The 25,211-nt window shown below is 73.1% G+C and carries 20 protein-coding genes; 14 read left to right on the forward strand and 6 right to left on the reverse strand.

The genetic code is table 11. From position 1 onward, the window contains the following. Positions 1-13 precede the first annotated feature (13 nt). On the forward strand, positions 14-217 hold the full coding sequence (locus tag IEY78_RS00925) for an MbtH family protein (protein ID WP_093488359.1): 204 nt from the start codon (positions 14-16) through the stop codon (positions 215-217). A gap of 751 nt (positions 218-968) precedes the next feature. Then, positions 969-1,481 carry a GNAT family N-acetyltransferase gene (locus IEY78_RS00930; RefSeq protein ID WP_189095436.1) on the forward strand — a complete coding sequence of 171 codons (513 nt, stop codon included), beginning with the start codon at positions 969-971 and terminating at the stop codon, positions 1,479-1,481. Positions 1,482-1,586: 105 nt separating this feature from the next. Here IEY78_RS00930 and IEY78_RS00935 read toward each other — a convergent pair whose 3' ends face one another. Further along, complete coding sequence (locus IEY78_RS00935; protein ID WP_189095438.1) at positions 1,587-2,840, reverse strand: cytochrome P450 family protein; 1,254 nt, start codon at positions 2,838-2,840, stop codon at positions 1,587-1,589. A 354-nt stretch (positions 2,841-3,194) separates the two neighbouring features. Between IEY78_RS00935 and IEY78_RS00940 the strand changes: the two genes are divergently transcribed. Together IEY78_RS00940 and IEY78_RS00945 are read left to right on the forward strand one after the other, a co-directional pair. Then, complete coding sequence (locus tag IEY78_RS00940) at positions 3,195-4,826, forward strand: FAD-dependent monooxygenase (protein ID WP_189095440.1); 1,632 nt, start codon at positions 3,195-3,197, stop codon at positions 4,824-4,826. 83 nt (positions 4,827-4,909) lie between these two features. Beyond that, on the forward strand, positions 4,910-5,902 hold the full coding sequence (locus IEY78_RS00945) for an amidohydrolase family protein (protein WP_229699607.1): 993 nt from the start codon (positions 4,910-4,912) through the stop codon (positions 5,900-5,902). Positions 5,903-5,947: 45 nt separating this feature from the next. On the opposite strand, the gene IEY78_RS00950 is transcribed toward IEY78_RS00945, so the two are convergent. Further along, the gene (locus IEY78_RS00950) at positions 5,948-6,385 is read right to left on the reverse strand and encodes a VOC family protein (RefSeq protein WP_189095724.1); all 438 of its coding nucleotides are present in this window, start codon (positions 6,383-6,385) and stop codon (positions 5,948-5,950) included. Positions 6,386-7,195: 810 nt separating this feature from the next. Here IEY78_RS00950 and IEY78_RS00955 point away from each other — a divergent pair. The 8 genes from IEY78_RS00955 (at position 7,196) to IEY78_RS00990 (ending at position 17,936) form a co-directional block, all read left to right on the forward strand. After that, a complete protein-coding gene (locus tag IEY78_RS00955; RefSeq protein ID WP_189095442.1) occupies positions 7,196-7,945 on the forward strand; it encodes a thioesterase II family protein in 750 nt (249 codons plus the stop codon). A gap of 493 nt (positions 7,946-8,438) precedes the next feature. Next, positions 8,439-9,494: a 3-oxoacyl-ACP synthase III family protein gene (locus IEY78_RS00960; protein ID WP_229699608.1), complete on the forward strand. Its 1,056-nt coding sequence runs from the start codon at positions 8,439-8,441 to the stop codon at positions 9,492-9,494. Positions 9,495-9,497: 3 nt separating this feature from the next. Continuing rightward, entirely contained in the window at positions 9,498-10,427 is a 930-nt protein-coding gene (locus IEY78_RS00965) for a hypothetical protein (RefSeq protein WP_189095443.1), read from the forward strand. A 10-nt stretch (positions 10,428-10,437) separates the two neighbouring features. After that, positions 10,438-12,450, forward strand: coding sequence for a fatty acid CoA ligase family protein (locus tag IEY78_RS00970; protein WP_189095445.1), 2,013 nt, complete (start codon positions 10,438-10,440; stop codon positions 12,448-12,450). Beyond that, positions 12,447-13,490, forward strand: coding sequence for an NAD-dependent epimerase/dehydratase family protein (locus IEY78_RS00975; protein ID WP_189095447.1), 1,044 nt, complete (start codon positions 12,447-12,449; stop codon positions 13,488-13,490). The genes IEY78_RS00970 and IEY78_RS00975 overlap by 4 nt, the downstream gene beginning before the upstream one ends. 95 nt (positions 13,491-13,585) lie before the next feature. After that, positions 13,586-16,648, forward strand: coding sequence for a non-ribosomal peptide synthetase (locus IEY78_RS00980; RefSeq protein WP_189095449.1), 3,063 nt, complete (start codon positions 13,586-13,588; stop codon positions 16,646-16,648). After that, positions 16,645-17,271 carry a GNAT family N-acetyltransferase gene (locus IEY78_RS00985; protein ID WP_189095451.1) on the forward strand — a complete coding sequence of 209 codons (627 nt, stop codon included), beginning with the start codon at positions 16,645-16,647 and terminating at the stop codon, positions 17,269-17,271. The genes IEY78_RS00980 and IEY78_RS00985 overlap by 4 nt, the downstream gene beginning before the upstream one ends. A 200-nt stretch (positions 17,272-17,471) precedes the next feature. After that, a complete protein-coding gene (locus IEY78_RS00990) occupies positions 17,472-17,936 on the forward strand; it encodes a hypothetical protein (protein ID WP_189095453.1) in 465 nt (154 codons plus the stop codon). A 29-nt stretch (positions 17,937-17,965) separates the two neighbouring features. Here IEY78_RS00990 and IEY78_RS00995 read toward each other — a convergent pair whose 3' ends face one another. Further along, positions 17,966-18,835, reverse strand: a complete 870-nt coding sequence (locus IEY78_RS00995; RefSeq protein ID WP_189095455.1) for a universal stress protein — start codon at positions 18,833-18,835, stop codon at positions 17,966-17,968. Between the two features lie 321 nt (positions 18,836-19,156). On the opposite strand from IEY78_RS00995, the gene IEY78_RS01000 reads away from it, so the two are divergent. Next, positions 19,157-20,959 carry an eCIS core domain-containing protein gene (locus IEY78_RS01000; RefSeq protein ID WP_189095457.1) on the forward strand — a complete coding sequence of 601 codons (1,803 nt, stop codon included), beginning with the start codon at positions 19,157-19,159 and terminating at the stop codon, positions 20,957-20,959. 70 nt (positions 20,960-21,029) lie between these two features. On the opposite strand, the gene IEY78_RS01005 is transcribed toward IEY78_RS01000, so the two are convergent. Both IEY78_RS01005 and IEY78_RS01010 read right to left on the reverse strand, forming a co-directional pair. Beyond that, complete coding sequence (locus tag IEY78_RS01005; protein WP_189095458.1) at positions 21,030-21,503, reverse strand: nuclear transport factor 2 family protein; 474 nt, start codon at positions 21,501-21,503, stop codon at positions 21,030-21,032. A gap of 21 nt (positions 21,504-21,524) precedes the next feature. Beyond that, the gene (locus tag IEY78_RS01010; protein ID WP_189095460.1) at positions 21,525-22,259 is read right to left on the reverse strand and encodes an SDR family oxidoreductase; all 735 of its coding nucleotides are present in this window, start codon (positions 22,257-22,259) and stop codon (positions 21,525-21,527) included. 157 nt (positions 22,260-22,416) lie between these two features. On the opposite strand from IEY78_RS01010, the gene IEY78_RS01015 reads away from it, so the two are divergent. Further along, positions 22,417-23,274, forward strand: coding sequence for a helix-turn-helix transcriptional regulator (locus IEY78_RS01015; protein WP_189095462.1), 858 nt, complete (start codon positions 22,417-22,419; stop codon positions 23,272-23,274). Between the two features lie 45 nt (positions 23,275-23,319). Here IEY78_RS01015 and IEY78_RS01020 read toward each other — a convergent pair whose 3' ends face one another. After that, positions 23,320-25,200: a transketolase gene (locus IEY78_RS01020; RefSeq protein WP_189095464.1), complete on the reverse strand. Its 1,881-nt coding sequence runs from the start codon at positions 25,198-25,200 to the stop codon at positions 23,320-23,322. Positions 25,201-25,211 lie beyond the last annotated feature (11 nt).

Raw genomic sequence — 25,211 nt, forward strand, 5'->3', positions numbered from 1 at the left:
CGGAGAGCACGACATGGACGAGAACGCCCGCTACCAGGTGCTGCGCAACGACGAGGACCAGTACTCTCTGTGGCTGGCCGACCTGGAGATCCCCGCCGGGTGGCAGGCCGTCGGCAAGGAGGGCACCCAGGACGAGTGCTCCGCCTACGTCGACGAGGTGTGGACCGACATGCGGCCGCGCAGCCTGCGTGAGCGCATGGAGAACGCCGGCTCCTGAACCGCCCCGCGGGGCGCGGCGATCCGCCGTGCCCCGCGCGTTCTCCACCCCCTCCCCGCGGGCCCCGCGATTCCGCCCGGCCCCGAAGGCAGCGCCCACGGCCCCCACGCCCCGGAGAGCCACTGTGCCCCGGAGGCCCCCGTGCGCGCGCCCGCCCTGCCGATGTCCGCACTTGAGCGGCCCGTCAGCGAACTCATCCGCCACGTCCGGGAGTTGTTCCGCCCACCGCGGCCGCCGCACCTCACGTGCGCCGCGCCGGGCTCGGTCCTGCCCTCGCCCCGGCCCTCATGAGCGCCGCGTTCGGGATAGCACAGTCTTCACCCGGACGTTTCTCGTTCTCCAGAAGTGAGTGGCGAAGTTCCGCTGAATACCGCTCTCCTACCACCCCCGTAAGTCATCTCCTACTGATGCTGACGTACGTCCAAATTGACGGGCATTCCGTTTAGGTGCTGGCTAGTGACGAAAGATGGCCTGTTGCGCTATACCAGTGGAGTGCATCACGCACAGAACGCGTACCTGAGTGCGGAATTCAGGACGTTGACGGGGTGAGGGGGCCGCGGTGAACGCGGAGCAGTTCTGCCACCGGCCGGTGAAGAAGGACGCACACCCCCACGCCCACCCCCGGTGAACGGTCCCTGACCGCCCCGCGGCGGCACACTTCCCCGCACTTCCGCCGGCCCCCCACTGGCTCGGCATCGTTTCTCACGCCATCGGGATCTCCCCGGCACCCACGAATGCGAAGGACTCCGCCATGACCCCTACCCTGCACACCGACCGCCTGGTGTTCGCCCCCTACCGGCCCGAGGACGAGGAGGTCTTCGTGGCCCTGCTCAGAGATGAGGTCGTCTGCCGCTGGATGGGCCAGGAGAGATCACCGGAAAAGGAGATCCGATCGCTATTCCGGTCCATCCTCACCGACGTCTACGGGAAGAACATGTTCGACGTATGGGCGGTATGGTCCGGCGGCGCCTATGTGGGCCACGCGGAGATCAAGAAGACCGGCAATGTCGACGGTTACGAGGCCGTCGCCGCGCTCGTCAGGGGACACTGGGGCAAGGGCCTGGGAACCGAACTCGTGCAAGGACTGCTGGACTACGCCGCCGACACCCTCAAGGTCAGCGAGGTCTACGGCATGGTCGGCGCGGAGAACTCCGCCTGCCTGGGGCTGGCCGGCAAGATGGGCTCCCGCCACATCCGCGATGTCGTCGGGGACGACGGCACGGTGACGAAGATGGTGGTGATACCGGTCGGCGTCCGCACCTGACGCCCGGTCCGGACACCGTGGCGCGGGCTGCCGTGACCTCGCCCGCCGGCCCGCTTCGGCCGGCCGGCCGCCACGAGCAGCCCGCGCCACGCCCCGCCCCGTCCGTCAGCGCGTGCGGCCCGGCTCCAGCGACACGGGCAGTTCGACCAGTCCACGGAACGCCGGGAAGGGCACCGTCAGCCACTGCACGTCCCCCGGCGGCACGGCCAGGGAGATGTCGGGATACCGGCGGAACAGCGTGGTGAGCGCGATCTGCATTTCGAGCCGCGCCAACGGGGCCCCGACGCAATAGTGCGGACCGTGGCCGAACGCGATGTGGGTGCTCTGCACACCCTCGCGCATCAGGTCGAGCCGGTCCGGTTCGGCGAAAGCCTCCGGGTCCCGGTTCGCGGAGGAGATGGCGATCTGCACGAGCGCGCCCTTGGGGATGAGCACGTTGCGCATCTTGACGTCTTCGGTGGCGTAGCGGAACGTCGAGTTCTCGACGGACCCCTCATACCGCAGCAATTCCTCGATGGCCTGCGGGAAAAGGGACGGATCCTGCTTCATCATGCGCAGTTGATCCTGCTGGTTGAGCAGATGGTAGACGGAGTTCCCGATCAGGTAGGCCGTCGTCTTGTGGCCCGCGAAGAGCAGGACCCAGGCGGTCGAGACCAATTCGCTGTCGGTCAGCGCCCCGTCCTGGTCCTGAGCGGTGATCAGCGCGCTCAGCAGATCCTCACCGGGGTCGCGCCGCTTGCGCGCGATGAGTTCCACCAGGTAATTGCGCAGATTCCCCTCGGCCTCCTCCAGCGCCTTCTTCGCCTCGGGCCCGAATCCGGTCTTGGCCACCGTGACGGACCAGGTGTGGGCCTGCTCGCGCTCGTGCTCCGGTACACCGAGCAGTTCACAGATCACGTTCAGCGGCAGCGGGAAGGCGAAGGAGGGCAGCAGGTCCACCGGTTCGGTGGTCGAGCACCGGTCGAGCAGCCCGTCCGCGATCTCCTGCACCCGCGGGCGCAGCGCCTCCACCCGCCGCGGGGTGAGCGCGCCGTTGACGACCCGGCGCAGCCGCGTGTGCTTGGGCGGGTCGGAGAACAGCATGTTGTCGTCCAGCGCCACCGAGGAGTCGCCGAAGATCCGCTGGTAGGCGTCCATGGCGCCGTACATGTCCTTGCTGAACCGGGGGTCCGCCAGCGCGGCCCGCGCGTCGTCGTACCGGGTGATCAGGTACGTCTCCACGCCGTGCGGCGGGAGCAGCGGACAGACCGGGGTGTCCTCCCGCAACTGTGCGTAGACGGGGTGCGGGTTGGTGCGGAACTCCGGCGTGCACGCGGAGGCGGCGGCTGCGGCTTCTGAGGACTCATGTACGTCTGTCACGGCTCATCCTGGAGTAGGGGCTGCCGCTGGAACTGCAGCCGGGAGGAATGCTGCATTCGGGGAGATCGGGCCTCGCATTCACCGAGGAAGAACCTGCGGAAGGAATGCTGAGGGCCGTTCGAAAAGTTCCCGGGGCCGTCCCACGCGAAACATCGGCATTAGCCCGTTCGAGAGCCCTCCCGTGCCTTTCCGGGCTGCCTTCTCCGGCCCGTGCCGGGAAATCGGGCCCGGCGTGTCGGTGTCCCGTTCGGACCAGCAGAACTCGCGCGTCAAAAGGCCGCCGATCGAGAGTTGAGCCGACAGGGGCCGCACCGATCGGCCCCGGCCTCCAGGACGCCGACCAGAGGAACGAACATGAGTGACAGCGCCGCAGAATCCGTGCCGGTACTCATTGCGGGAGGGTCCCTGGTCGGGCTGTCCGCCTCGGTTTTCCTCGGCCGCCTGGGGGTGAAACACCTCCTGGTCGAGCGGCACGCGGAGACCTCCATTCACCCGCGCGGCCGCGGGAACAATATCCGCACCATGGAGCTGTTCCGCACCGCGGGAGTTGAGCCGGACATCCGCCGGGCGGCCTCCGCGCTCGCGGGGAACGACGGCGTATTGCAGACGGAAATGCTCGCCGGCGACGAGCAGCGCTGGATCATCCCGCGCATCGATCCGGATGCCACGCTGTCCAGCATCACCCCCTCCGGATGGTGTCTGTGCAGCCAGAACGACCTGGAGCCGGTGCTGCTGAAGTACGCCCGCGGCCAGGGCGGCGATATCCGGTTCGGCACCGAACTCACCTCGTACACCGAGGACGCCGGCGGTATCCACGCCCAATTGCACAACCGGGAGACCGGCGAGTCGCAGGCGGTGCACGCGCAATACCTCATCGCCGCCGACGGCCCCCGCAGCCCGGTGCGGGAAACTCTCGACATCACGCACTCGGGCCCGGGAACCCTGTTCCACAACGTCAGCGTCACCTTCCGCAGCAAGAACCTCAAGAACGTCGTGGGCGACCGCCGTTTCGTCGTCTGCTACATCACCACCCCGGACGGCGAGGGCGCTCTGCTGCCGGTCGACAACGACGAGCAGTGGGTATTCCACGTCCCCTGGGCATACGACCGCGGCGAGACCCTGGACGCCTTCACCGACCAGCGCCTGACCGCCCATATCCGGGCCGCGGCCGGTGACCCCGACATCGATGTGGAAATCACCGGCAAGGCCCCCTGGCACGCGGCGAACAGAGTGGCCGACAGCTACGGCCGGGGCCGGGTATTCCTGGCCGGCGACTCCGCCCACGAGATGCCGCCGACGGGTGCGTTCGGCTCGAACACCGGAATTCAGGACGCACACAACCTGGCCTGGAAAATGGCCGCCGTCCTCCAGGGCTGGGCCGGACCCGCACTGCTGGACACCTATCAGCCGGAACGCCGGTCGGTCGCCCTGGCCACCACCCTGCGCGCGTCCCAGCAGGCCGTGGAGGAACAGCACCCCGGCTACACCGCGGCGGCCTCCCGGAACAACGATCCGGCCGACCTGCTCACCGTCGCGCTGTGCTACCGCTACGCCTCGGACGCCGTCCTGGGCAGCGATCCCACCGCTGAGGTCGTCCCCCGCGAGTTCGCACTGGGCGGCGCGCTCGGCAGCCGGGCTCCCCACCTGTGGGTCGAGCGGAACGGCAAGCGGATCTCCACGCTGGACCTCCACGAGACGTCCCTGACCCTCCTCAGCGGTGCCGCGGGCGGTCCGTGGCGGGCCGCGGCGCGCGCCGTCGCGGAAGAGCTGGACGTGCCGCTCGCCGCCCACCTCATCGGCACCGCCGCGGACTGCGACCTGCTCCCGGAGCCCGGAGTGGACTGGGCGCAGCTGCACGGCACGCACGACGACGGCGCGGTACTCGTCCGCCCCGACGGGTTCGTGGCCTGGAAGTCGGACGACGGCGCCGCCGATCCGCAGCAGGTGCTGACGGACGTGGTCACCAAGGTCCTGCACCGCGCCTAGCCCGTCGGCCGGCGCACACCACGCCCCCGGCAGCCGTGCCCGCCCCGCCCGCCCATCGGCCCGTTCAGACCAGGGAGATCCACGTGACCTCGCCCGAGCAGCACACCGCGCAGCACCCCGGCAGCGCTCCCGGCCGGGTGGACGTCCACCACCACTTCACGGCGCCGGCCTGGATCGACTGGGCCGAGAGCAAGGAGCTGACGCGACGCGAGAAGCTGCCCTGGTGGGCGCACTGGGACGAGGACACCACGCTTGCCATGATGAGCAAGGCGGGGATCAGCACCAGCGTGCTGACCGCGGCCATGCCGGGCAGCCCGTCGCAGGACCCCCACCAGCGCAAGGAAGGCCTCCAGATCTCGCTGCAGGCGATGTCCGATCTCGCCCAGGCCCACCCCCGGCGCTTCGCCTTCTTCACCCCGGTCTTCCTTGACGACCTCGAAACGTCGAGCTGGTCCGTGCGCAAGGGCCTCGACGACTACGGCGCCGTCGGCGTCAGCACCCGCACCAGCATGAAGGGCGAATACCTCGGCAACCCGGCCCACGAACCGCTGCTCGCCGAACTCAACGAACGGTCGGCGGTCGTCAGCACCCACCCCATGGAGATGCCCTCGGGCCCGGTGATGCCGGGACTGCCGCCCTTCCTCTGCGACTTCCTGCTGGACACCACCCGCGCGGCCATCAGCCTCATCCTGAACGGGACCCTGGACCGCTACCCGAACCTCTCGTTCATCCTGCCCCACGGCGGCGGCTTCCTGCCCTACATGGCCACGCGCCTGGAACTCTTCGGGCACATGCTCACCCCGAAGATCGAGCCCGCCCGGGTCCGCGACTACCTGCACCGCTTCTACTACGACACCGCCGCACCGATGTCGCCCGCGGCCACCCCCACCCTCGTCGCCACCGTCTCCCCCGACCGGATCCTCTACGGCACCGACTGGCCGCCCACCTCGGCCGACATCATCACCGACGTCGTGGCCCCGGCCCTCGACCGCGATCCGGCACTCACCGACGACCAGCGGCGCGGCATCAACCGGGACAACGCGCTCAGCCTGATGCCGGGCCTCGCGCAGCTCTGATCCGGCGGCGGTCCCGGCACACCGGAGGATCCGGCACGGTGCCGCTCAGCGGACGAGCTGGCCGACACCCAGCAGGTTTCCCTCGCTGTCCCGGAACCAGGCGCCGCGTTCACCCCGCGCGCCCTTGCTCGGGTAGTTGCCCTCGATCTCGGCGATGCTGTCCGTCGTCCGCCCGCCGCCCAGCAGCCCCGGCAGGTCGACCTCCTCGAAGACCACACCGCGCCCTTCGAGTGCCGACACGACGCGCTCGATGTCCTCGACCTCCCAGGCCATCTGGGTGAACGTGCCGGGAGAGGTGCCCGTCGACCGGAACAGCACGAAGTCCACGCCTCCGCACCGGTACAGCAGCCCACCGGGCCGTTCGTCGACGGGCTCCAGGCCGAGCCGCTCGGCGTAGAAGCGCCGCGCCCGGTCCAGGTCCTGGGCCGGCAGCCGGGTTGCCACGCGCCCCCGGGCCAACATCTCCCTGCCGTCTGCGTTCATGCCCCCACTGTGCCGTGAGCGGCGGCCGTAGGAGCGCAGGCGCCCGGTGCCGTCGCCGGTCCGGCGGAACCGAGGGCGCGTCCCACCGGGCGGCGCCGTCGCGGCCGCGCGGTCCGGAAGACGCGTGCCGACCAGGTCGCCGGCGGTCAGCGCGAGCCACAACGACAAGCCGGCGAGGGGGAGTTCGACGACGAAGGCGATGGCCAGGGCGACGGCGATGCCCCGGGTCCCGCCGCCGGGAGTGGTCGTCACATCGAACCAGGCATCGGCCACCAGCATGGTCGACACCGCCACGGCCGCGAGACCCACCTGCCGGTGCCGGCGGCGGGCGAGTACCGCCGTGAGCAGAATGAGCCCGGCCAGCCCGATGTCGAACCCCACCCACGGGGCGTCGTAGGAATCCAGCGTGGCCCGCCGGGGAAGGGTGATCGCCAGATAGAGCGTCCAGGGAACGAGCGCCAGTCCCAGCACGGTGAACAGCGGAACGATCCACCGCGGCGTCGGGCGGATTCTCAGCAGCCCCCGCACCCCGGATGCCCGACTCTCCCGCATACGCCCACCCCGCCTCGTCCGGACAACCCTCTCTCTACGGACATACCACGAGCGGGCCCGTACGGGCCTTGGACCGGTCGCGGCCCGTGCACGCACGGGAACGTGTGCCTTCGTCACGGGGGCGCGCCCTCGCCCCGTGCGATGTCCCCGAGTCCCGTTCCCCCAGGGCGCCTTGGCCCCCTCGTGTGATTTCCGGACGTGTAAAATGCGGGGTCCACTTGGCGGCCGGTCCGCCGCCGTCGGAACGAGGACTCGCAGATGTTCGGCATCACAGGCTCCCTGGCCGCTCCGTGGTGGACCGGGGAGCCCGCCCCGCTCGCCGAGCGGTCCCTGCTCTGCCTCCCCTACGCCGGCGGCGGTCCGCAGACCTACCGGGGCTGGGGTGAGCTGCTCGGTCCCTCCGTCGAGGTGCTCGCCATGACGCCGCCCGGCCGCGGCCGCCGCTTCTCCGAGGAGCCCTGCCGCGATCTTCCGTCACTGCTGACGTCACTGGCGGACGCGGTGCCGCGGACCCCGCAGCGGCCGTACGTCCTGTTCGGCCACAGCCTCGGGGCCACCGTCGCCTATGAACTGTGCCGGGAGATCAGGCGGCGCGGTCTGCCGATGCCGGAGGGGCTGGTGGTCTCCGCCCGCCAGGCGCCGGGTCTGCCGTGGCGGTTCCGGCACGTCAGCGGGCTGCCCGACGACGAGTTCACCGAGGCGCTGCGTGAGCTGGGCGGGACGCCCGAGGCGGTGCTCGCGCAGCCGGATCTGATGAGCCTGCTGCTGCCGGCCCTGCGTGCCGACTTCGCGATCGTCGAGTCCTACCGCCACCGCGACGAGCCGCCGCTCGACGTGCCGATCCTCGCGCTGGCGGGCACCGAGGACGACCGGGCCACCGCCGAGCAGATGGCGGGCTGGGCCGGCCGGACGACCGCGTCGTTCGCCCTCCACGAGGTGCAGGGCGGCCACTTCTTCGTGGACACCCAGGCCGATGCCGTGACCGGACTCGTCTCGGACTTCCTGTGACCACGGGAGCCCCGGCGCCCAGGTAACACACTGCGCCCCGCGCCTCTCAGCCTCACCGACGACGACAGGTGCGGCGCGCGCGCCCATGTCGTTCGGCACGGGGTTTTGGTTCCACGCGTCCACACAATCTCCCCAGTGATCATCATCATGTGGCATGTCAGGTCATGCCGGCAGATCACGGGATACGGTAAATATCGACGCCGCAGCGAGGCAGGACCGACGGGCCCCTCCGCGGCATCGCGGGGTGCGCCGCTGACGCCGCCTCCGTAGGAATCAGCAGTCTTCCTGCCGCAACGGGGCCATGACCCCGGGCAGGGCCTCCACCGAGAATCACCGCGCCGTACGCCGGTGCCCGGTCGTGCGACGACCGGCACCCGCTCCGCGCTGCCTCGGTGGCGGTGCGGGAGCCCAGCTCCCGCCGTGCGGCCCCTGCGGTGCCGACCGGCTCGGCCGTCGGCACCCGGCACAGGGGCAAGGAAAAGGAGTGAGGACCATGACCAGCAGGAGCAGTCGATTAGAGGCGCTCGGCGCCTATCTGCCGCCCACCGTGCAGACGACCGCGGAGTTGGTGGCGCAGGTGTCCGGCACGCAGGAGTTTGACCTGGAGCGCATCACGGGGGTGGCCGAGCGGAGGGTCCACGACCCCCGCCCGGAGGCGGGTGAGGACTCCTACGGCCTGGCGCTGCGGGCCGCCGAGGACTGCCTGGGCAACTCCCGCTATACGGCCGGTGAGCTGGATGTGGTGATCTCCGCGTCCATCACCCGCTTCCAGGACGGCGAACGCTTCGCCTTCGAGCCGTCCTTCGCCCGGCAGCTGGCCGGTGAGCTGGGTGCGCGCAAGGCCATCCACTTCGATGTGTCCAACGCCTGCGCCGGGATGCTGACCGGCGTGTATCTGCTGGACCGGCTCATCAGGGCCGGTGTGGCGAGGAACGGCATGGTGGTGAGCGGCGAGCAGGCCACCAAGGTGGCGCAGACCGCGGCCGCCGAGATCACCGACTCCTACGATCCGCAGTTCGCCTCGCTCTCGGTGGGCGACTCGGCGGCGGCCGTCATCCTCGACGAGTCGGTCGACGCGGCCGACCGCATCCACTACGTGGAGATGATGACCTGCTCGGAGTACTCGCATCTGTGCCTGGGCATGCCCAGCGACCGCACGGACGGCATCGCCCTCTACACGGACAACAAGCAGATGCACAAACGGGACCGGCTCCGGCTCTGGCCCAGTTTCCACGGGGACGTGCTGGCCAAGCAGGGCCGCACCTTCGCCGGTGAGGAGTTCGACTACATCGTGCAGCACCAGGTCGGCACCCGCTTCGTCGAGTTCGTCAACCGCACCGGCGAGGAGGTGTTCGGCACGGAGATGCCGCAGTCGCTGTCGGTGGTGGAACGGTTCGGCAACACCGCCACCACCTCGCACTTCCTGACGCTGCGCGAGCACCTGAAGGCCGGGACGGCCCGGCAGGGCGGCAAGTTCCTGCTGGTGCCCGCTGCCTCGGGCGTGGTCGCCGGTGCCCTGTCCGCCACGATCTCCACGATGGGGGTGTGAACCATGGGTACCGTCATCGCCGCTGCCTCGGTCGCGCTGCCGCGTCCCACCGACGCCCGCGCCACCACGGTGCAACTCGCCGGGCGGGCCGCCCGGGACTGCCTGACCGGGACCGGACTGTCGCCGGACGCCGTCGGGGTGCTGATCAACGTCGGGGTCTACCGCGAGTCCAACACCTTCGAACCCGCCCTCGCGGCCATGGTGCAGAAGGAGGCGGGCATCAACCTGGACTACCTCGCCGACGCCGTGCCGAGCGCCGGCTTCTCCTTCGACCTGATGAACGGCGCCTGCGGCCTGCTCAACGCCGTCCAGGTCGCGCAGGCCCTGCTGGCCACCGGCAGCACCGACCGGGTGCTGGTGACCGCGGCGGACGTCCACCCCGGCGGGCGGGCCGCCGACGACCCGGCGTACCCGTACGAGGACCTGGGCGGGGCGCTGCTGCTGGAGCGCTCCGCCGACCCCGGGGCCGGCTTCGGGCCGGTGCACCTGCGGAGCGGGCCGGGCCCGGTCGGCACGTCGGGGTATCTGGACACCGCCGCGATGGGGGCCGGGGGCCGGAGTCTGATCACCGTCGAACAGGACGCGGACCGGGCCGAGAAGCTGCTCGACCTCGCGGCGGCCACCGTGACGGAGTACGTCGAGCAGCACGGCCTGGACCCGGAGCGCACCATGGTCGTCTGCTCCCGCCCCGCCCCGGACTTCGCGGCCCGGCTCGCCGCGCGGCTGGACCTCGACCCGGCCTCCGTCGTGGCCGCGGGCGTGCCCGGCGGCGACCCGGAGCGGTCCGGTGAGCCGCACACCGCGGCGCCCGTCCTCGGCTACCTCGCGGCCCTCGACGGCGGACTGCCGCACGCCTACGAGGAGTTGCTCTTCGTCTCCGTGGGCGCCGGGCCGAGCGCGGCGTGCGCGAGCTACACGCTCCAGGGGAGGTGAGGGCGGCACCATGTCGATCCTGACAGAGCCTCAGAACGAGGTGCTGCCGGACCTCGCCTCGTTCCTGGAGCGCAACGCCCGCGACGTCCCCGACAAGCCCGCGATCCGCCACCCGCACGGCACCGGACCCGGCGGCGCACTCCACTACCGCACACTCACCTACGGCGCGCTCCAGGAGCAGGTCGAGACCCTGGCGGCCGGCTTCGTCCGTCTCGGCATCGGGCGGGGCACCAAGACCGTCCTGATGGCGTCCCCCGGCCCGGACCTGTTCGCGCTCGCCTTCGCCCTGTTCCGGATCGGTGCCGTGCCCGTCGTGGTCGACCCCGGTATGGGCGTGCGGCGGATGCTGCACTGCTACCGGAGCGTGGGGGCGGAGGCGTTCATCGGGCCGCCGGCCGCGCACGCCGTCCGCGTGCTCAGCCGCCGCACGTTCGCCGACGCCCGGATCCGGGTGACCGTCGGCCGCCGGTGGTTCTGGGGCGGCCACACCCTCGACGAGTTGCGCCGGCCGGTCACTTCGGCCGGTGAGACGGGTACCGCGGTGGCGGGGGAGCGGCGGCCGGCCGCCGACGACCTGCTGATGATCGGGTTCACCACCGGCAGCACCGGACCGGCCAAGGGCGTGGAGTACACCCACCGGATGGCCGCGGCGATGGCCCGCGGCATCGCCTCCGCGCACCGCCGCAGCCGCGAGGAGGTCTCGCTGGTCACGCTGCCGCTGTACGGCATCCTTGATCTGGTCTTCGGCTCCACCCTGGTGGTGGCCCCGGTGGCTCCCGCCAAGGTGGCCGGCGCCGACCCGGTCGCGGTGGTGGCGGCGCTGGAGCGGTTCGGCGTGTCGACCATGTTCGCCTCCCCGGCGCTGCTGCGGGTGCTCGGCGACCACCTCAGCCGCCGGCCCACCGCACTGCCGGAGCTGCGCTGCGTGGTCTCCGGCGGCGCCCCGGTGCCCGCGGACCTCGTCGCCCTGCTGCGGGACGTACTCGACGACGCGGCCGAGATCCACACGACGTACGGCGCCACCGAGGCCCTGCCGATCTCCTCCCTGGAGTCCGCCGAACTGCTCGGCGAGACGGCCGCGCGCGCGGCGCGGGGCGACGGCACCTGCGTGGGCCGGGCGGTGCCCGGCGTCGACCTGCGGATCGTGCGGACCAGCGACGGGCCGCTGCCCCTTTGGGAGCCGGAACTCGGCGTCCCGCCGGGCGGGGTGGGCGAGATCGCCGTGGCCGGGGACGCGGTCAGCCGCCGCTACCACGCGGCCCCGGCCGCGGACGCCCTGCACAAGATCCAGGAGCACCCCGAAGACGGCGGCGCGCCACGGATCTGGCACCGCACGGGCGACCTGGGCAGCCTGGACGACCAGGGCCGGCTGTGGTTCGCCGGCCGCCGCACCCAACGGGTCACCACCGCCGGCGGCGATCTGCACACCGTCCGCTGCGAAGGCGTCTTCCATACCCACCCGCTCGTCCGGCGCACCGCGCTGGTCGGCATCGGCGCGCCGGGCGCCCAGCGGCCGGTGCTCTGCGTGGAGACCGAGCCCGGCACCGGCCGCACGCAGTGGCGCAGCCTCGTCCCCGAACTGCGCCAACTGGCCGACGGACACCCGCAGACCCGGCAGATCCAGGACTTCCTGCGTCACCCGGGCTTCCCCGTCGACCCCCGCCACAACGCGAAGATCGGCCGCGAACAGCTGGCCCGCTGGGCCGGCCGGCAACTGGACCGCGGGGCACGGCGCCGGCGCACGGCGCTGCGCGCGATCCCGCTGGCGGGCTGGGCCTTCCTGCTGGTCGGCGCCGTCCGGCCGTTCCACTCCCCGGTGCTGACGGCCCTGTGGTGGGCCGACGCCTTCCTCAGCGTCGTGGTGCACGCCGCCCAGCTGCCGAAGGCCCTGCCGCGCGGACGCGCCGCCGGCCGGGGCGCCGCGGCGACGGTGGGCCTCACCATGCTCTACGGGGCGACCTGGTGGCGGACCCTGCCACCGGCCACCCCCGCCCACCCGAGCACGGGGGAGGAGGCGGCATGAAGGTCCTGGTGACCGGTGCCTCCGGCTTCCTCGGCGGGCACCTCGTGGACCGCTGCCTGGCCGAGGGGCACCAGGTGCGGGCCCTCGTCCGCGCCACCAGCGACGTCTCGCGACTGCGGGCCCTGGACGGCGTCGAACTCGTCCACGGCTCCCTGGAGGACGCCGACTCGCTGCGCCGCGCCGTGGCGGGCGTGGACGTCGTGCACCACAGCGCGGCACGGGTGGTGGACTTCGGCACCCGCGCCCAGTTCTGGCGGGCCAACGTGGCCGGCACCGAGCAGCTGCTGCACGCCGCCCGCCGGGCCGGCGCCCACCGCTTCGTGTTCGTCAGCAGCCCCAGCGCGCTGATGCGGGTCAAGGACGGCGACCGGTTCGACATCGACGAGAGCACCCCCTACCCCGACCGGTTCCTCAATCTGTACTCCGAGACGAAGGCCGCGGCGGAACGGCGGGTACTGGCCGCCGGCGCGCCGGACTTCGGCACGGTCGCGCTGCGCCCGCGCGGCATCTGGGGGCCGCGCGACCACTCCGGTTTCCTGCCGCGCCTGGTCGCGGGGATGCGCGCGGGCCGGCTGCCGGACCTCGCCGCCGGCAAGCGCGTCGAGGTGTCGCTGTGCCACTGCGACAACGCGGTGGCGGCCTGCCTGCGGGCGGCCGCGGCCCCGGCCGAACGGGTCGGCGGCCGGGCCTACTTCATCGCCGACCGGGAGCGCACGGACCTGTGGGCCTTCCTGGCCCGGCTCGCCGGAATGTTCGGCGGCCTGCCGCCCACCCGCCCCATCCCGCCGCCGGTCAGGGACGCCCTGGCCGCGGCCGTCGACCACCTGTGGAAGCTGCCCCCGCTGCGGGCCCGGGTGGCCCCGCCGCTGACCCGCTACACCGTCGCCCTGCTCACCCGCTCCACCACCTACGACACCGGCGCCGCCGCGCGCGACTTCGGATACACCCCGCAGACCGACCAGGAGACCGGGCTGCGGCAGCTGGCCGCCTGGGTCGAATCGGCCGGCGGCCCCGAGGCCTTCGTACGCGCCGTCCGGTGAGACCGGAGCGGCACCGGGCGCGCCCCGGCACCGCGCCCGGGGCCGCCGCCCGTACCGGCCGCGGCAGGCAGCCGAGCACAATGAAACGGAACGTCATGACCCCCCTCCAGCAGGCCCGCGCCGCCGGGCGACCGGTGCCCGCACCGGGCCGACCGCCCGGCGGCGGCCGCTTCGAGCGGCCCGTCTCACCCACCGAGTGGCTCTACCTCGCCGGCGGCCGCCTCGCCCCGCCGTTCGCCGTCCAGATCGTGATCGAGGGCACCGGACGCATCGACCCGGACGCACTGCGCCGGGCGGTCGACGAGGCGTCCGAGGCCTGCCCCGGGGCGCGCCTGCGCCGCCGGGGGCGGATCTGGACGGACACCGGACGGCCCCCCGCCGTACGGACCGTGGACCGCCTCGGCGCGGTGCTCGGCGCCCCGCTCGCCCCGGGCGACGGCCGCGGCTGCGAGGTGGCCGTCGTCACCGGGGGCGCCACCGGCACGCTGGTCTTCCGCGTCCACCACGCGGTCATGGACGCGCGAGGCGCGCTCGACTGGACGGCGGACGTGTTCCGCGCGCTGCGCGGCGAGGCACCCCTCGGGGCCCCGTCCCCGGTCTACGACCTCGCCCTGCTCGACGCGCTCGGCGGGACCCGTCGCGCGCCGGTCACCCCGCGCTGGCGCTCCCCGCTCGCGGGCGTCCGCCGCGGCCACCCGCCGCGCTGGCAGCGGCGGACCCTGCACGGCACCCACCCCGGCCTGGTCGCGAAGACCGCCGCCGCCCTCGCGGACCTCACCCCGGGCGACACCCGGGTGATGGTGCCGGTCGACCTGCGCCGGCACCGCCCGCAGCTGCGCTCCACCGCCAATCTCAGCCTCCCCGTCTTCCTCGACGGAACCGCGGGCGACCCCTGGGAGCAGTGGCACGAGCAGCTGCTGCGGGCCCTGGCCGAGGGGCGCGAACTGTCCGCCGGCGAGGAGGAGTCGGCGATCCGGCTGCCGCTCGGCCCGCTCGCCGGACTGCTGACCGCGGCGCACACGGCCACCACGGCGGCCGGCCGCCACCCCTGCTCCGCCCTGGTCACCACCCTGGGACGGATCGCGCCGCAGGAGATGAGCGCGCCGGGCTTCGCGGCCCGCACCGTGTACGCGCTGCCGGTCCAGGCGCCGTTCGTCCCGCTGTCGTTCACCGCCGTGGAGTGCGCGGACCGCACCGAACTGGCCATGGCCCACCCCGGCGGTCCCCGCGCGGACGCCCGGGCCGCGGCGCTGCTGGACGCGGTGTGCGAAGCGCTGTCGCCCCGCGCCCGGCGCCGCCCGGTCGCCGCGGGTCCGCGGCGCTCCGTCCCCCCGCTGACCCTGACCGACCTGCTGCGGCGGCAGGTCGACCGCGCCCCCGACGCGGTGGCGCTGACCGGGCCCCACGGCACGGTCACCTACCGGGAGTTGGACCAGCGGGCCGACGTGGTGGCCGCGGAGCTGCGCGGGCGGGGTGTGGGCCGCGGCGCGGTCGTGGGGCTGCTCGCCGACCGCGGTGTGGCGGCCGTCGCCGGCCTGTGGGGCGTGCTCAAGGCGGGTGCCGCGTACCTGCCGCTGGACCCGGCGCACCCACCGGCCCGGATCGCCGCGGTCCTGGCCGACGCGGACGCCTCGCACTGCCTGGCGGGCCGCGAGTACCGGACGCTGCCCGGCCCGGACCGCTCCGTGCTCGTCCTGGACGACCTGCCGGTGAGCGGCGCACGGCCGCAGCCCGGAACGGCGGCGCCGGACGACGCCGCGTACGTCCTCTACACCTCCGGCTCGACGGGTCACCCGAAGGGCGTCGTGGTCGAGCACCGGGCGCTGGTCAACTACACCCGCTGGGCCACCGACCGCTACGGCGTCGATGCCACCACCCGCTTCGCGCTGTTCACTTCACTGGCCTTCGACCTCACCGGCACCACGCTCTTCGCGCCGCTGGCCGCCGGGGGCAGCATCGCCCTGGTGCCCGACGAGCCCGACCACCGCACGCTCCGGCACCTGCTGACCCGCTCCGGCGCCAACGCCCTCAAACTCACCCCCGCCCACCTCGACCTGCTCACCACCCTCGGCATCGAGCCGGAGCCCTTCCGGGTGCTCGTGGTCGGCGGCGAGCAGCTGCGCGGCCCGGTGGCCGCGCGGGCGCAGCGGATGTTCGGCCCGGACTGCCGGATCGTCAACGAGTACGGCCCCACCGAGGCGACCATCGGCTGCATCGTGCACACCTTCGACCCCGCGCACGAGGGGGACCTCCCGGCCGTGCCGATCGGCCTGCCGGTGGACAACACCGAGGCGTACCTGCTGGACGCCGACGGCGGGTTCACCGCACCGGGCGAGATCGGTGAACTCCACCTTTCCGGCGCCCAGTTGGCGCGCGGCTACCTCGGCAGGCCGGAGCTCGACCGCGAGCGCTTCCGGCACCTCGCCGACGGCACCCGGGTGTACCGCACCGGCGACCTGGCACAGCTGACCCCCGACCGGGTGCTGCGCTACCTCGGCCGTACCGACGACCAGTTGTCGGTCCGGGGCCACCGGATCGAGCCGGGCGAGGTGGCGGCGGCCTTGGAGCGGCACCCCGGCGTGAGTGGCGCGGTGGTCACCGCCCGCCCGCCGCGCGCGGGAGCCGAACCCGTGCTGTGCGCCTGGATCACCGGCACCGCCGCCCCGGACACCGTGCGGGCACACGCCGCCCGGCACCTGCCGCCCTACCTGGTCCCCGCGGCCGTCCACGCGCTGGACGCCTTCCCGTGGACGGTCAACGGCAAGGTCGACGTCCGGGCGCTCCCGGACCCGTTCACCAGCGGGCGTCCGGCCGACGACGCACGAACGGAGACCGGACGGAGCGACGAGGCGGCGCACGCGCACCCGCCGACCGGCCCCGGCGCCGACGCGGTGGAAGCGGCCGTCGCCGCGATCTGGTCGCGCGTCCTGGGCGACCCGGACCTGCGCCCCGTACCCGGGGACGACTTCCACCGGCTCGGCGGCGACTCGTTGACGCTGCTGCGGATGCTCGCCGCGGTCGCCTCGGACGTGGTCGGCCCGGCCGGCGAGCCCGCCTTCGACGCCCGGCTGCGCGACCTGATCCGCCGGCCCACCCTGGACCACGTCTGCGCCGCCGCGCGCACGGCACTCACCACCCCACCCACGGAGCACCCATGACCACCCCCCTCACCGTCGAGTTCCGCACCGCCCGCCCGACGGACGCCGACCAGGTCGTCCCCCTGATGTGGGACTCCTCCCGCGACCTCCTCGACCGCACCATGGGCGGGGTGCCGGGCGGCCCGGCCGCCCTGCTGCGGCGGGACTTCCTGCGCGGACGCGGGATATTCGGGCACGCCCAGCAGATCCTCGCGGTCGCACCCCACGGCGAGGTGCTGGCCACCATGACCCTGTACCGGGGAAAGCGCTACGGCGCACTGAGCCTGCACACCCTGCTGTCCGCCGCCCGGTTCGGCCCCCGCGGCCTGCTCTCGGTGCTGCGCCGGACCGCGGCCGTCTCCCGGCTGTTCGCCCCGCCGAGCCCGCACGCCCTCTTCATGGCGAACCTATCCGTACGACCGGCCCACCGCTCCCAGGGCTACGGCTCACTGATGGTGCAACAGGCCGAACGCCTCGCCCGCGCCGCCGGCCTGACCCACCTCGAAGGCGACGTCTCCTGTTCCAACACCCGCGCCTGGGCGCTGTACCAGCGCCTCGGCTTCGAGTCACAGGGCGAACGCCACGACCGCCGCGGAACGGGACTCGACGGCTTCCGACGCATGCGCCGCACGGTCCGCGGCTGACCCCCGCGCACCGCGGGCGGGACACGGGCACCCCACCGTCCCGCCCGGCCCGGTGACCGACCGAACGCAGCACGTCACCGGCAGCCCGGCCGCAGGTGCATCCCCGGCACCCGTACCGCACGATGGGAACCAGCACCCACCCCCACCCCCTCGAATCCCCGGGATGTCCGATGACGGAGCTTCCAGGATGTGACACCTCTGTGGTGAAGACCGTGCGGGTGACGCTCGTGCGGGCAGCGGTGGTCGTGGCCCTGGCCGGTGCCGGCGCCCTGTTCGGCGTTGCCCAGCCCGCCGGCGCCGCGCTACCGGCGGCCACCGCCCCGGCCCACTCCGTGGGGAGCGCGGCCCGCCCCGCGGCCGCCCCGGCCGGACCGCAGCCCGACCCCATCGACGTGGTCCAGGCCTACTTCGCGGCCCTCAACGACGATGAATTCGAGGCCGCTTGGGCGCTCGGCGGCAAGAACACCTCGGGGCGGCCGTACGACGGCTTCGTGACGGCGACCCAAGGCACCGACCAGGACGTCGTCTCCGTCGACTCCGTCGTCGGCAACAAGGTCACGGTCACCTTCGACGCGACCCAGACCAACGGCTCCCACGGCCGGTTCACCGGTACGTACACCGTGCAGAACGGCGAGATCGTCACCGCCGCCGTCCGTCGGGCCTGACTGCCCTGGCCGTGCGGCCCGGCGCATGCTCAGGTGTGCGGCACCACCGCCACAGGGCACGGGGCGTGGTGGACGGCCGCCTGGACGACATGGCCGATGCGCGGGGGCAGCAGCCGTCCCCGGTGTCGGCGGCCGACGACCAGGAGTTCCGCGTGCGCGCTGCTGTGCAGGAGGGCGGAGGCCGGGCTCTCCATCACGACTTCCTCCTCCACCGCGACCTCCGGGAACTTCTCCCGCCACGGCTGCAACGCCGCGGCCAGCTCGTACCGGGCCTCGTGCACCGCCTCGTCCGCGGCGCTCTGCTCCACCCCGCCACCGCGGTTGTAGGCGTACGAGGGCAGGTGCCGGCCGTGCACGGCGTGCAGCGGGACCGCCCGCCGGGCCGCGGTCTCGAAGGCGAACGCGAGCAGGTCTTCGCAGGCGGCGTGCAGCCCGACACCCACGGTCACCTTGTGGTGCGCGCTGTCGGCGGGCATGTCCTGCCGGGTGCGCACCAGCACCATCGGCGTCTCGGTACGGGTCACCAGCTCCAGCCCGATCTCCCCCAGGGCGAAGCGCGCCGCGGCACCCAGCCCCCGGGAGCCCATCACCAGCAGATCCGACTGCTCGGCGGCCTCGGTCAGGGCGTCCAGCGGGTCCTCGCGCACCGTACCGACCTCCACGGGAAGGTCAGGGCAGGACAACCGGACCGCCGCCCGTGCCTCCTCGATGATCCGGCGCGGCCAGTAGTTCTGCTCCGCGTCCCCGGCCAGCGTGCCGTCCGGTGCGAGAACGAGCAGGACCCAGGCGTGCAGCAGCCGCAGTCCGGCCTGCCGCAGCGTCGCCTCCCGCGCGGCCCACACGGCCGCGGAGAGCGACTGGGGGGTCCCGTCCAGACCGACGGTGATGAGGTTCCTCATGACGTGCTCAGCCTCCTCCGGCGGATGCCGCGGGGCGCGGGCCACCCATGACCGGTGTCGGGCCCTCGGCGGCCGGGACGAACCACGTCGGCACGGCGGCCGGTGCACTGCCCCGCACCTCCAGAGTGGTCGCGGCGGCCGCCCTACGGCAAGCGCCACCCGGTCTTCCTGCGGTGACCGCGCGAGGCCGTGTTCCGGGGCGGCCCCGAGGGCACACCAGGGTGACCGTTCGGCTCCACGGTGTGCCCTGCCGCCTCTGGTGCCGGAGGGGCCCGCCCGGTATCCAGGAGGAGCCGCATACCGCCGTCAGATGAGGAACACGTGCACGACCGCGACAGGACGAGGACGACCGGCAGCGAGACGGGCCGGGCGCCGGCCCGGCAGGCCGCCGCCGGATCACGGGCGGCTCCGCCGGGCCTCGCCGCGCTGCAGGCGGCTGCCGGCAACGACGCCGTGGTGCAGATGCTGCGCCAGGCCGGACACCTGGACGAGGAGCGGCACCGGCACGGCGCCGGCTGCGGGCACGAGCAGCCCGCCGTGCAGCGCTCCGCCGTCCATGACGTGCTCCGCGCCCCCGGACAGCCGCTGGACGAGACCACCCGTACCGACATGGAGACCCGGCTCGGCGCCGACTTCTCCGATGTGCGGATCCACCGCGACGCGGCGGCCCGCTCCTCCGCGGCCGAGGTGGGAGCACGGGCGTACACCTCGGGCAGCCATGTCGTCATCGGGGAGGGCGGCGCGGACCGGCACACCCTGGCCCATGAACTCGTGCACGTGATCCAGCAGCGCCGGGGCTCCGTCGCCGGGACCGACCACGGGGACGGCCTCAGGGTCTCGGACCCCGCCGACCGCTTCGAACGGGAGGCCGAGGCCACCGCGCAGCGCGTCATGGCGGGGCCCGCGACCGGCACGCACGACCCCGGTTCCGCTCCCGCGGCGCGTGCGGGAGCCGGTGGTCCGGGCGCCGTGCAGCGGGTCGTCAAGGTCACTCCCGGCATGTACGTGCGGGGCGTGGACGCCACCGAGCAGACCCTCACCGCGCCCCAGCTCATGCGGTATCTGGCGATCGCCGTCCAGGACGAGGTCAACCGCGCCCAGAAGATCGACCCCGAGGGCACGTTCGAGGCGGAACTACGGGAGATCAAGCGGGGACTCAAGTCCGCCACCCCCGACGTGCCGGCGGCCCTCCGGCTGACCACCCGGCTCGTCGGCGCGGTGAACACCGTCCTCGCGGAGCAGCAGACCTACGTCTCCGACTACCACCCGCCGCACCACGCGGACGGGCCGGGCGCCATGGTTCCGGTGCCGAACGCGGACACCCGCTACGCGACCGAGCCGGACACCGAGGAGACCGGCTACTACCACACCTCCCTCTCCGGGAAGACGGAACCGTACTGGGGCAACGACGACACGATGCGGGAGAAGACCGGCCGTTCGCTCGGCCCGGTCGTCGCCGAAGGAGCCCAGCAGGAGCAGCCGAGGCTCCCCGGTCACGCACGGGGCGGCGCCAACCTGCCGCTGACCCGGCTCACGCTGAAGCAGGCCGCCGACATGCTGCCGCGCCCCCTGCTCAACCTCATCTTCGATGTGCGCTACCAGTTGGAGACACCGGACGCGGGACAGCGGCAGCCGGTGATCGACGAGCGGACCGAGGCGCAGCAGGCGGTCCGCGACAAGAGCCCCAATCAGCCCGGAACGCTGCGCAGTTGGCACCAGGACGACTACGGCAGGCTGCCCGACAACCGGTTCGCCCCCGACGCCGTCCCCGCGCACGCCCAGGCGCTGCACGCCCACTACACCGCCCACTCGCAATCCGGCGCGGGCTCCTCGGTCCAGAACGCGGCCACGGCACCCCGCGGCTTCGCCGAGTACACCGGCACGGGCAGCGACTGGGAGCACAACGTCAAGGTGGTGCTGGACTACATCAACAAGCGCGTCTACCTCACCCTGACGCACTACCAGTACTGGGCGCTGATCCCTCCCGCACACAGCGGCGGGCCGTACACGTTCTGGCAGGGGCCGGGCCAGGACCTGCGAACCGCCCAGGCGGAGCTGAACGAGCAGCCGGGCGGCACGTCCGGCATCATGATGAGCCCCTGGCTGGAGATCGCCCTGTCCTGACTCGCGCGCCGGGCGGCCGGGGCCCATCGGCCCGGCCCCTGCCGCGGAACGGGCCCGCACCTGCGGGTACTTACTCGAAGGCCCGCACGGTGTCCTCGCCCTGGGTCCACCGGACCCCCAGCCGCTGGCGGGTCAGCAGCCAGCCCCCGGGGACCCTGCGGAACTCCCAGTCGTAGGGGCCGCCCATCGCGTACGGGGAGGCCGAGCGGCCGGGTTCGGTCACCGCGACGAACCACATGTAGCCGATGCCGGTCGCCCGGTCGCCCGCCACATCGAACTGCATGTTCAGCAGGTGGTGCTGCATGCTCGGGTAGGGCGCCTCCGCGGCGGCCACCGTGTTCCGGATCGCCTCCCTGCCGTGGATCTCCTCCCAGGGCCCGAACTCCAGCACGGCGTCCTCGGCCCAGCACGCGCTCCAGGTGTCCCAGTCCTTGCGGTCCAGCGCGCGCCAGCCGTGGATCAGGAGCGTGCTCAGGGCCGCCTTGTCCTCCAGGTCGTTCAGGCGTCGCGTCAGACGTCGGTACTCGTCGGTGGTGACGGTCATCTCGGCTCCTGCCAGGGTCGGTTACTGGGCGCTCGCGCTCGGACGGACGACGATCTCGTTCACATCGACCTGCGGGGGCTGGGCGAGCGCATAGGCGATGGCGTCCGCGATGGCGGAGGCCGGCAGCGCCACCGCGCGGTAGGCCTTCATCGCCTCCCGCGCCGCCGGGTCGGAGATGCCGTCGGCCAGCTCGGACTCCGTCACGCCGGGGGAGACGAGGGTGGTGCGGATGTCGCCGGCGGACTCCTGGCGCAGCCCTTCGGAGAGGGCGCGGACCGCGAACTTGGTGGCGCAGTAGACGGCCGCGGTCGGCGAGACCTCGTAGGCGCCGACGGAGGCGATCTGCACGAAGTGGCCGCCGCCCTGCGCGCGCAGGACCGGCAGCGCGGCGGCGATCCCGTGCAGGACACCGCGCAGATTCACATCGATCATGCGGTCCCACTCGTCGGTCCGCGCCGCCTCCAGGGGCGACAGCGGCATCACCCCCGCGTTGCTCACCAGGGCATCGAGGCGGCCGAACTCGATGCCCGCGGCGTCCACGAACGCCCGCATGCCCGCCGCGTCGGTGACATCGAGCCGCCGGAAGGCGACGGTGCCGCCCTGCTCGGTCAACTCCTCGGCCAGTCGCTGGAGACGGCCGGTGCGGCGCGCGCCGAGCAGGACCCGGTGTCCGTCCGCCGCCAGCCGGCGTGCGGTCGCCGCACCGATACCGCTGCTCGCGCCGGTGATCGCGACGACCTTGGCGTGCTGTGTCATAGCTGTTCCGTTCCTTCGGTGGAGGACCGCTTCGTCCTCGCTCGTTCGGTGGAGCTGCGACCACTCTCGACACCGGCCGACGGCCCTGCCAGAACGGGCGGTGCCTGGGCATGGCACACCCAGGCACCGCCCAGGGGGCGGCGCTTAACCTGACGAGGTGAAGAGCAACGACCTCGGAGACTTCCTGCGTGCCCACCGCGCGCGCCTCCAGCCGGGCGACGTGGGCCTGGCGTCGTACGGCCGGCGGCGGGTGGCGGGCCTGCGGCGTGAGGAGGTGGCCGTCCTGGCCGGCATGAACGCCGACTACTACGCCCGCCTGGAACAGGGCCGCGAGTCCAGTCCCTCCGCGCAGGTCCTCGACGCGATCAGCGGCGCCCTGCGCATGGACGACGTGACCCGCGACCACCTCTACCGGCTGGCGGACACCGTGCCCGCCGGCACCCAGGCGCACCCGCAGGAGACCGTGAGCCCGACGCTGCGGCAGCTGCTGGACGGCTACCCGCACACCCCGGCCTTCGTCCTCAACCCGGCCCTGGACCTGCTGGCGTCCAACTCGCCGGCCGACGCGCTGTTCTCGCCGTTCGACCCCGCGGACAACCTCGCCCGGATGGTCTTCCTCGACCCCGCGGGACAGCGCTTCTACGCCCGGTGGGACCGTGCGGCCGAGGCGACGGTGGCCCATCTGCGCCACGCAACCGGCCTCGTCCCGCGCTACCCCCGCCTGCGCGCACTCGTCCGTTCACTCCGCGAGTCGAGCCCGGAATTCGCCGCGCTCTGGACCGCCCACACCATCCAGGCGAAGAACGGCGACGCCAAGGAACTGCACCACCCCGAGGTCGGCAGCCTGTCCCTCACCTACCAGTCCTTCGACGTCCGGGGCGCGCACGCCCAGCAGCTCGTGATCTACCACGCGGAACCCGGCAGCCCCGGCGCCCAGGCCCTCACCCTCCTCGGCAGCCTGGACGCCACCCGCCGCCACGACCAGGCCAACGACCGGTATCCGAGGGCGACTTAGCGGGTGCGGGGACGGGTCTGCGTCGTGACCGGTGGCCCACGCGGGTCAGCCCGCGATGAGATCCCGGGCCGCGCGGGTGATGCAGGACTGGGAGAGGCCGGCGGCGTCCAGGAGTTCGTCGGGGGTGCCGGAGGCGGGCAGGTTGCGGACGGCGAGGTGGGCGAAGGCCGGGGTCTGGCGGTGCTCGGCGAGGGCCGACAGGACCGCTTCGCCGAGGCCGCCTTCGGGGTGGTGGTCCTCGACGACGACGAGGGCGCCCGTGTCCCGGGCGGCGCGGGCGAGGGCGTCGCCGTCCACCGGCTTGACGGAGTACAGGTCGAGGACGCGGGCGCTGATGCCGTCGGCGGCGAGGTGATCGGCGGCGGCCAGGCACTCGTGCAGGGTGACGCCCGCGCCGACGAGCGTGACCTGGTCGCGGTCGGTGGCCCGCAGCGTCTTGGAGCCGCCGACCGGGAACGGCTCGCCGGCGGGGTAGAGGACGGGGTAGGCGCCGCGGGTGGTGCGGAGGTAGGAGATGCCCTCCAGGTCGGCCATGGCGGCGGTCAGGGCCGCGGCACAGGTGGCGTCGCCGGGGTAGAGCACCGTGGAGCCGTGCACCGCGCGCATCATGGCGAGGTCTTCCAGACCCATCTGGGACGGCCCGTCCGCACCGATCTCGACGCCGCAGTGGCTGCCCGACAGCGCCATGGTCACCTGCGAGATCGCGGCCATGCGGATGAAATCGTAGGCGCGGCTGAGGAACGCGGCGAAGGTCGCGGCGTAGGGGCGGTAGCCGCGGACGGCCATGGCGACCGCCGAGGCGATCAGCTGCTGTTCGGCGATATAGGTCTGGAAGTAGCGCTCGGGGTGCGCCTTGCCGAAGTCCGCGGTGTGGGTGGAGTTGCCGACCTCGGCATCCAGGACGACGACATCGGCGCGTGCGCCCAGTGCCACCAGGGCCTTGCCGAAGGCGACCCGGGTGGCGACCTTGTCACCGGGCTCGAACCGCGGCAGCTCGATGGGCATCTCACCCACGGGTTCGCGGGGGTGGGCGTCGGCCGGGGGCCGGGGCCCGCGGACGGTCAGCCGGCGCACGCCGCCCAGCTCGGCAATGGCCCGTTCGGCGAGGTCGTCGGGCAGCGCCTTGCCGTGCCAGCCCTCGGCATCGGCGATCTCCGCCACGCCCCGGCCCTTGACCGTCCTGGCGACGATGACGGTGGGCGCCTGCCCGTCGGCGGCCGTGGTCAGGGCCTGGTCGACGGCCGCCAGGTCGTGGCCGTCGACGACCAGAGCGCGGCAGCCGAAGGCCTCGGCGCGCCGGGCGTAGACGTCCGTGTCCCAGCCCCACTCGGTGGGCCCGGTCTGGCCGAGGCGGTTGACGTCGATAATGGCGGTGAAGTGGGCCAGCTTGTGGCGGCCGGCCTTGTCCAGGGCCTCCCACACCGACCCTTCGGCCATCTCGCTGTCCCCGCACAGCACCCACACCCGGTAGGGCTGCTTCTCCAGGTCGCGGCCGGTCAGGGCGATCCCCACGCCGTAGGCGATGCCCTGCCCCAGGGACCCGGTGGCCACGTCCACCCAGGGCAGCACCGGCGTCGGGTGGCCCTGCAGCCGGGCGCCGTCCCGGCGGTAGGTCGTCAGCAGCTCCTGCTCGTCGATGGCCCCGGCGGCGAGGAACATGGCGTACAGCAGGGGAGAGGCATGGCCCTTGGAGAAGATCAGGTGGTCGCCCGCCGGGTTCGCCGGCCGCTGCCAGTCATAGCGCAGATGGCGGGCCATGAGGACGGCCATGAGATCGGCGGCGGACAGGCTGGAGGTCGGGTGGCCCGAGCCGGCCGAGGTACTGGCGCGCACCGAGTCGACACGCAGCTGCTGTGCGAGTTCGAAGACCTGGCCCAGCTCGCTGTCGGGACCGATCACATGGGTGGATCCGGGCTCGGCCGCCATCACGGCCTCCT

Source organism: Streptomyces kronopolitis, assembly GCF_014646275.1.
Classification (GTDB): domain Bacteria; phylum Actinomycetota; class Actinomycetes; order Streptomycetales; family Streptomycetaceae; genus Streptomyces; species Streptomyces kronopolitis.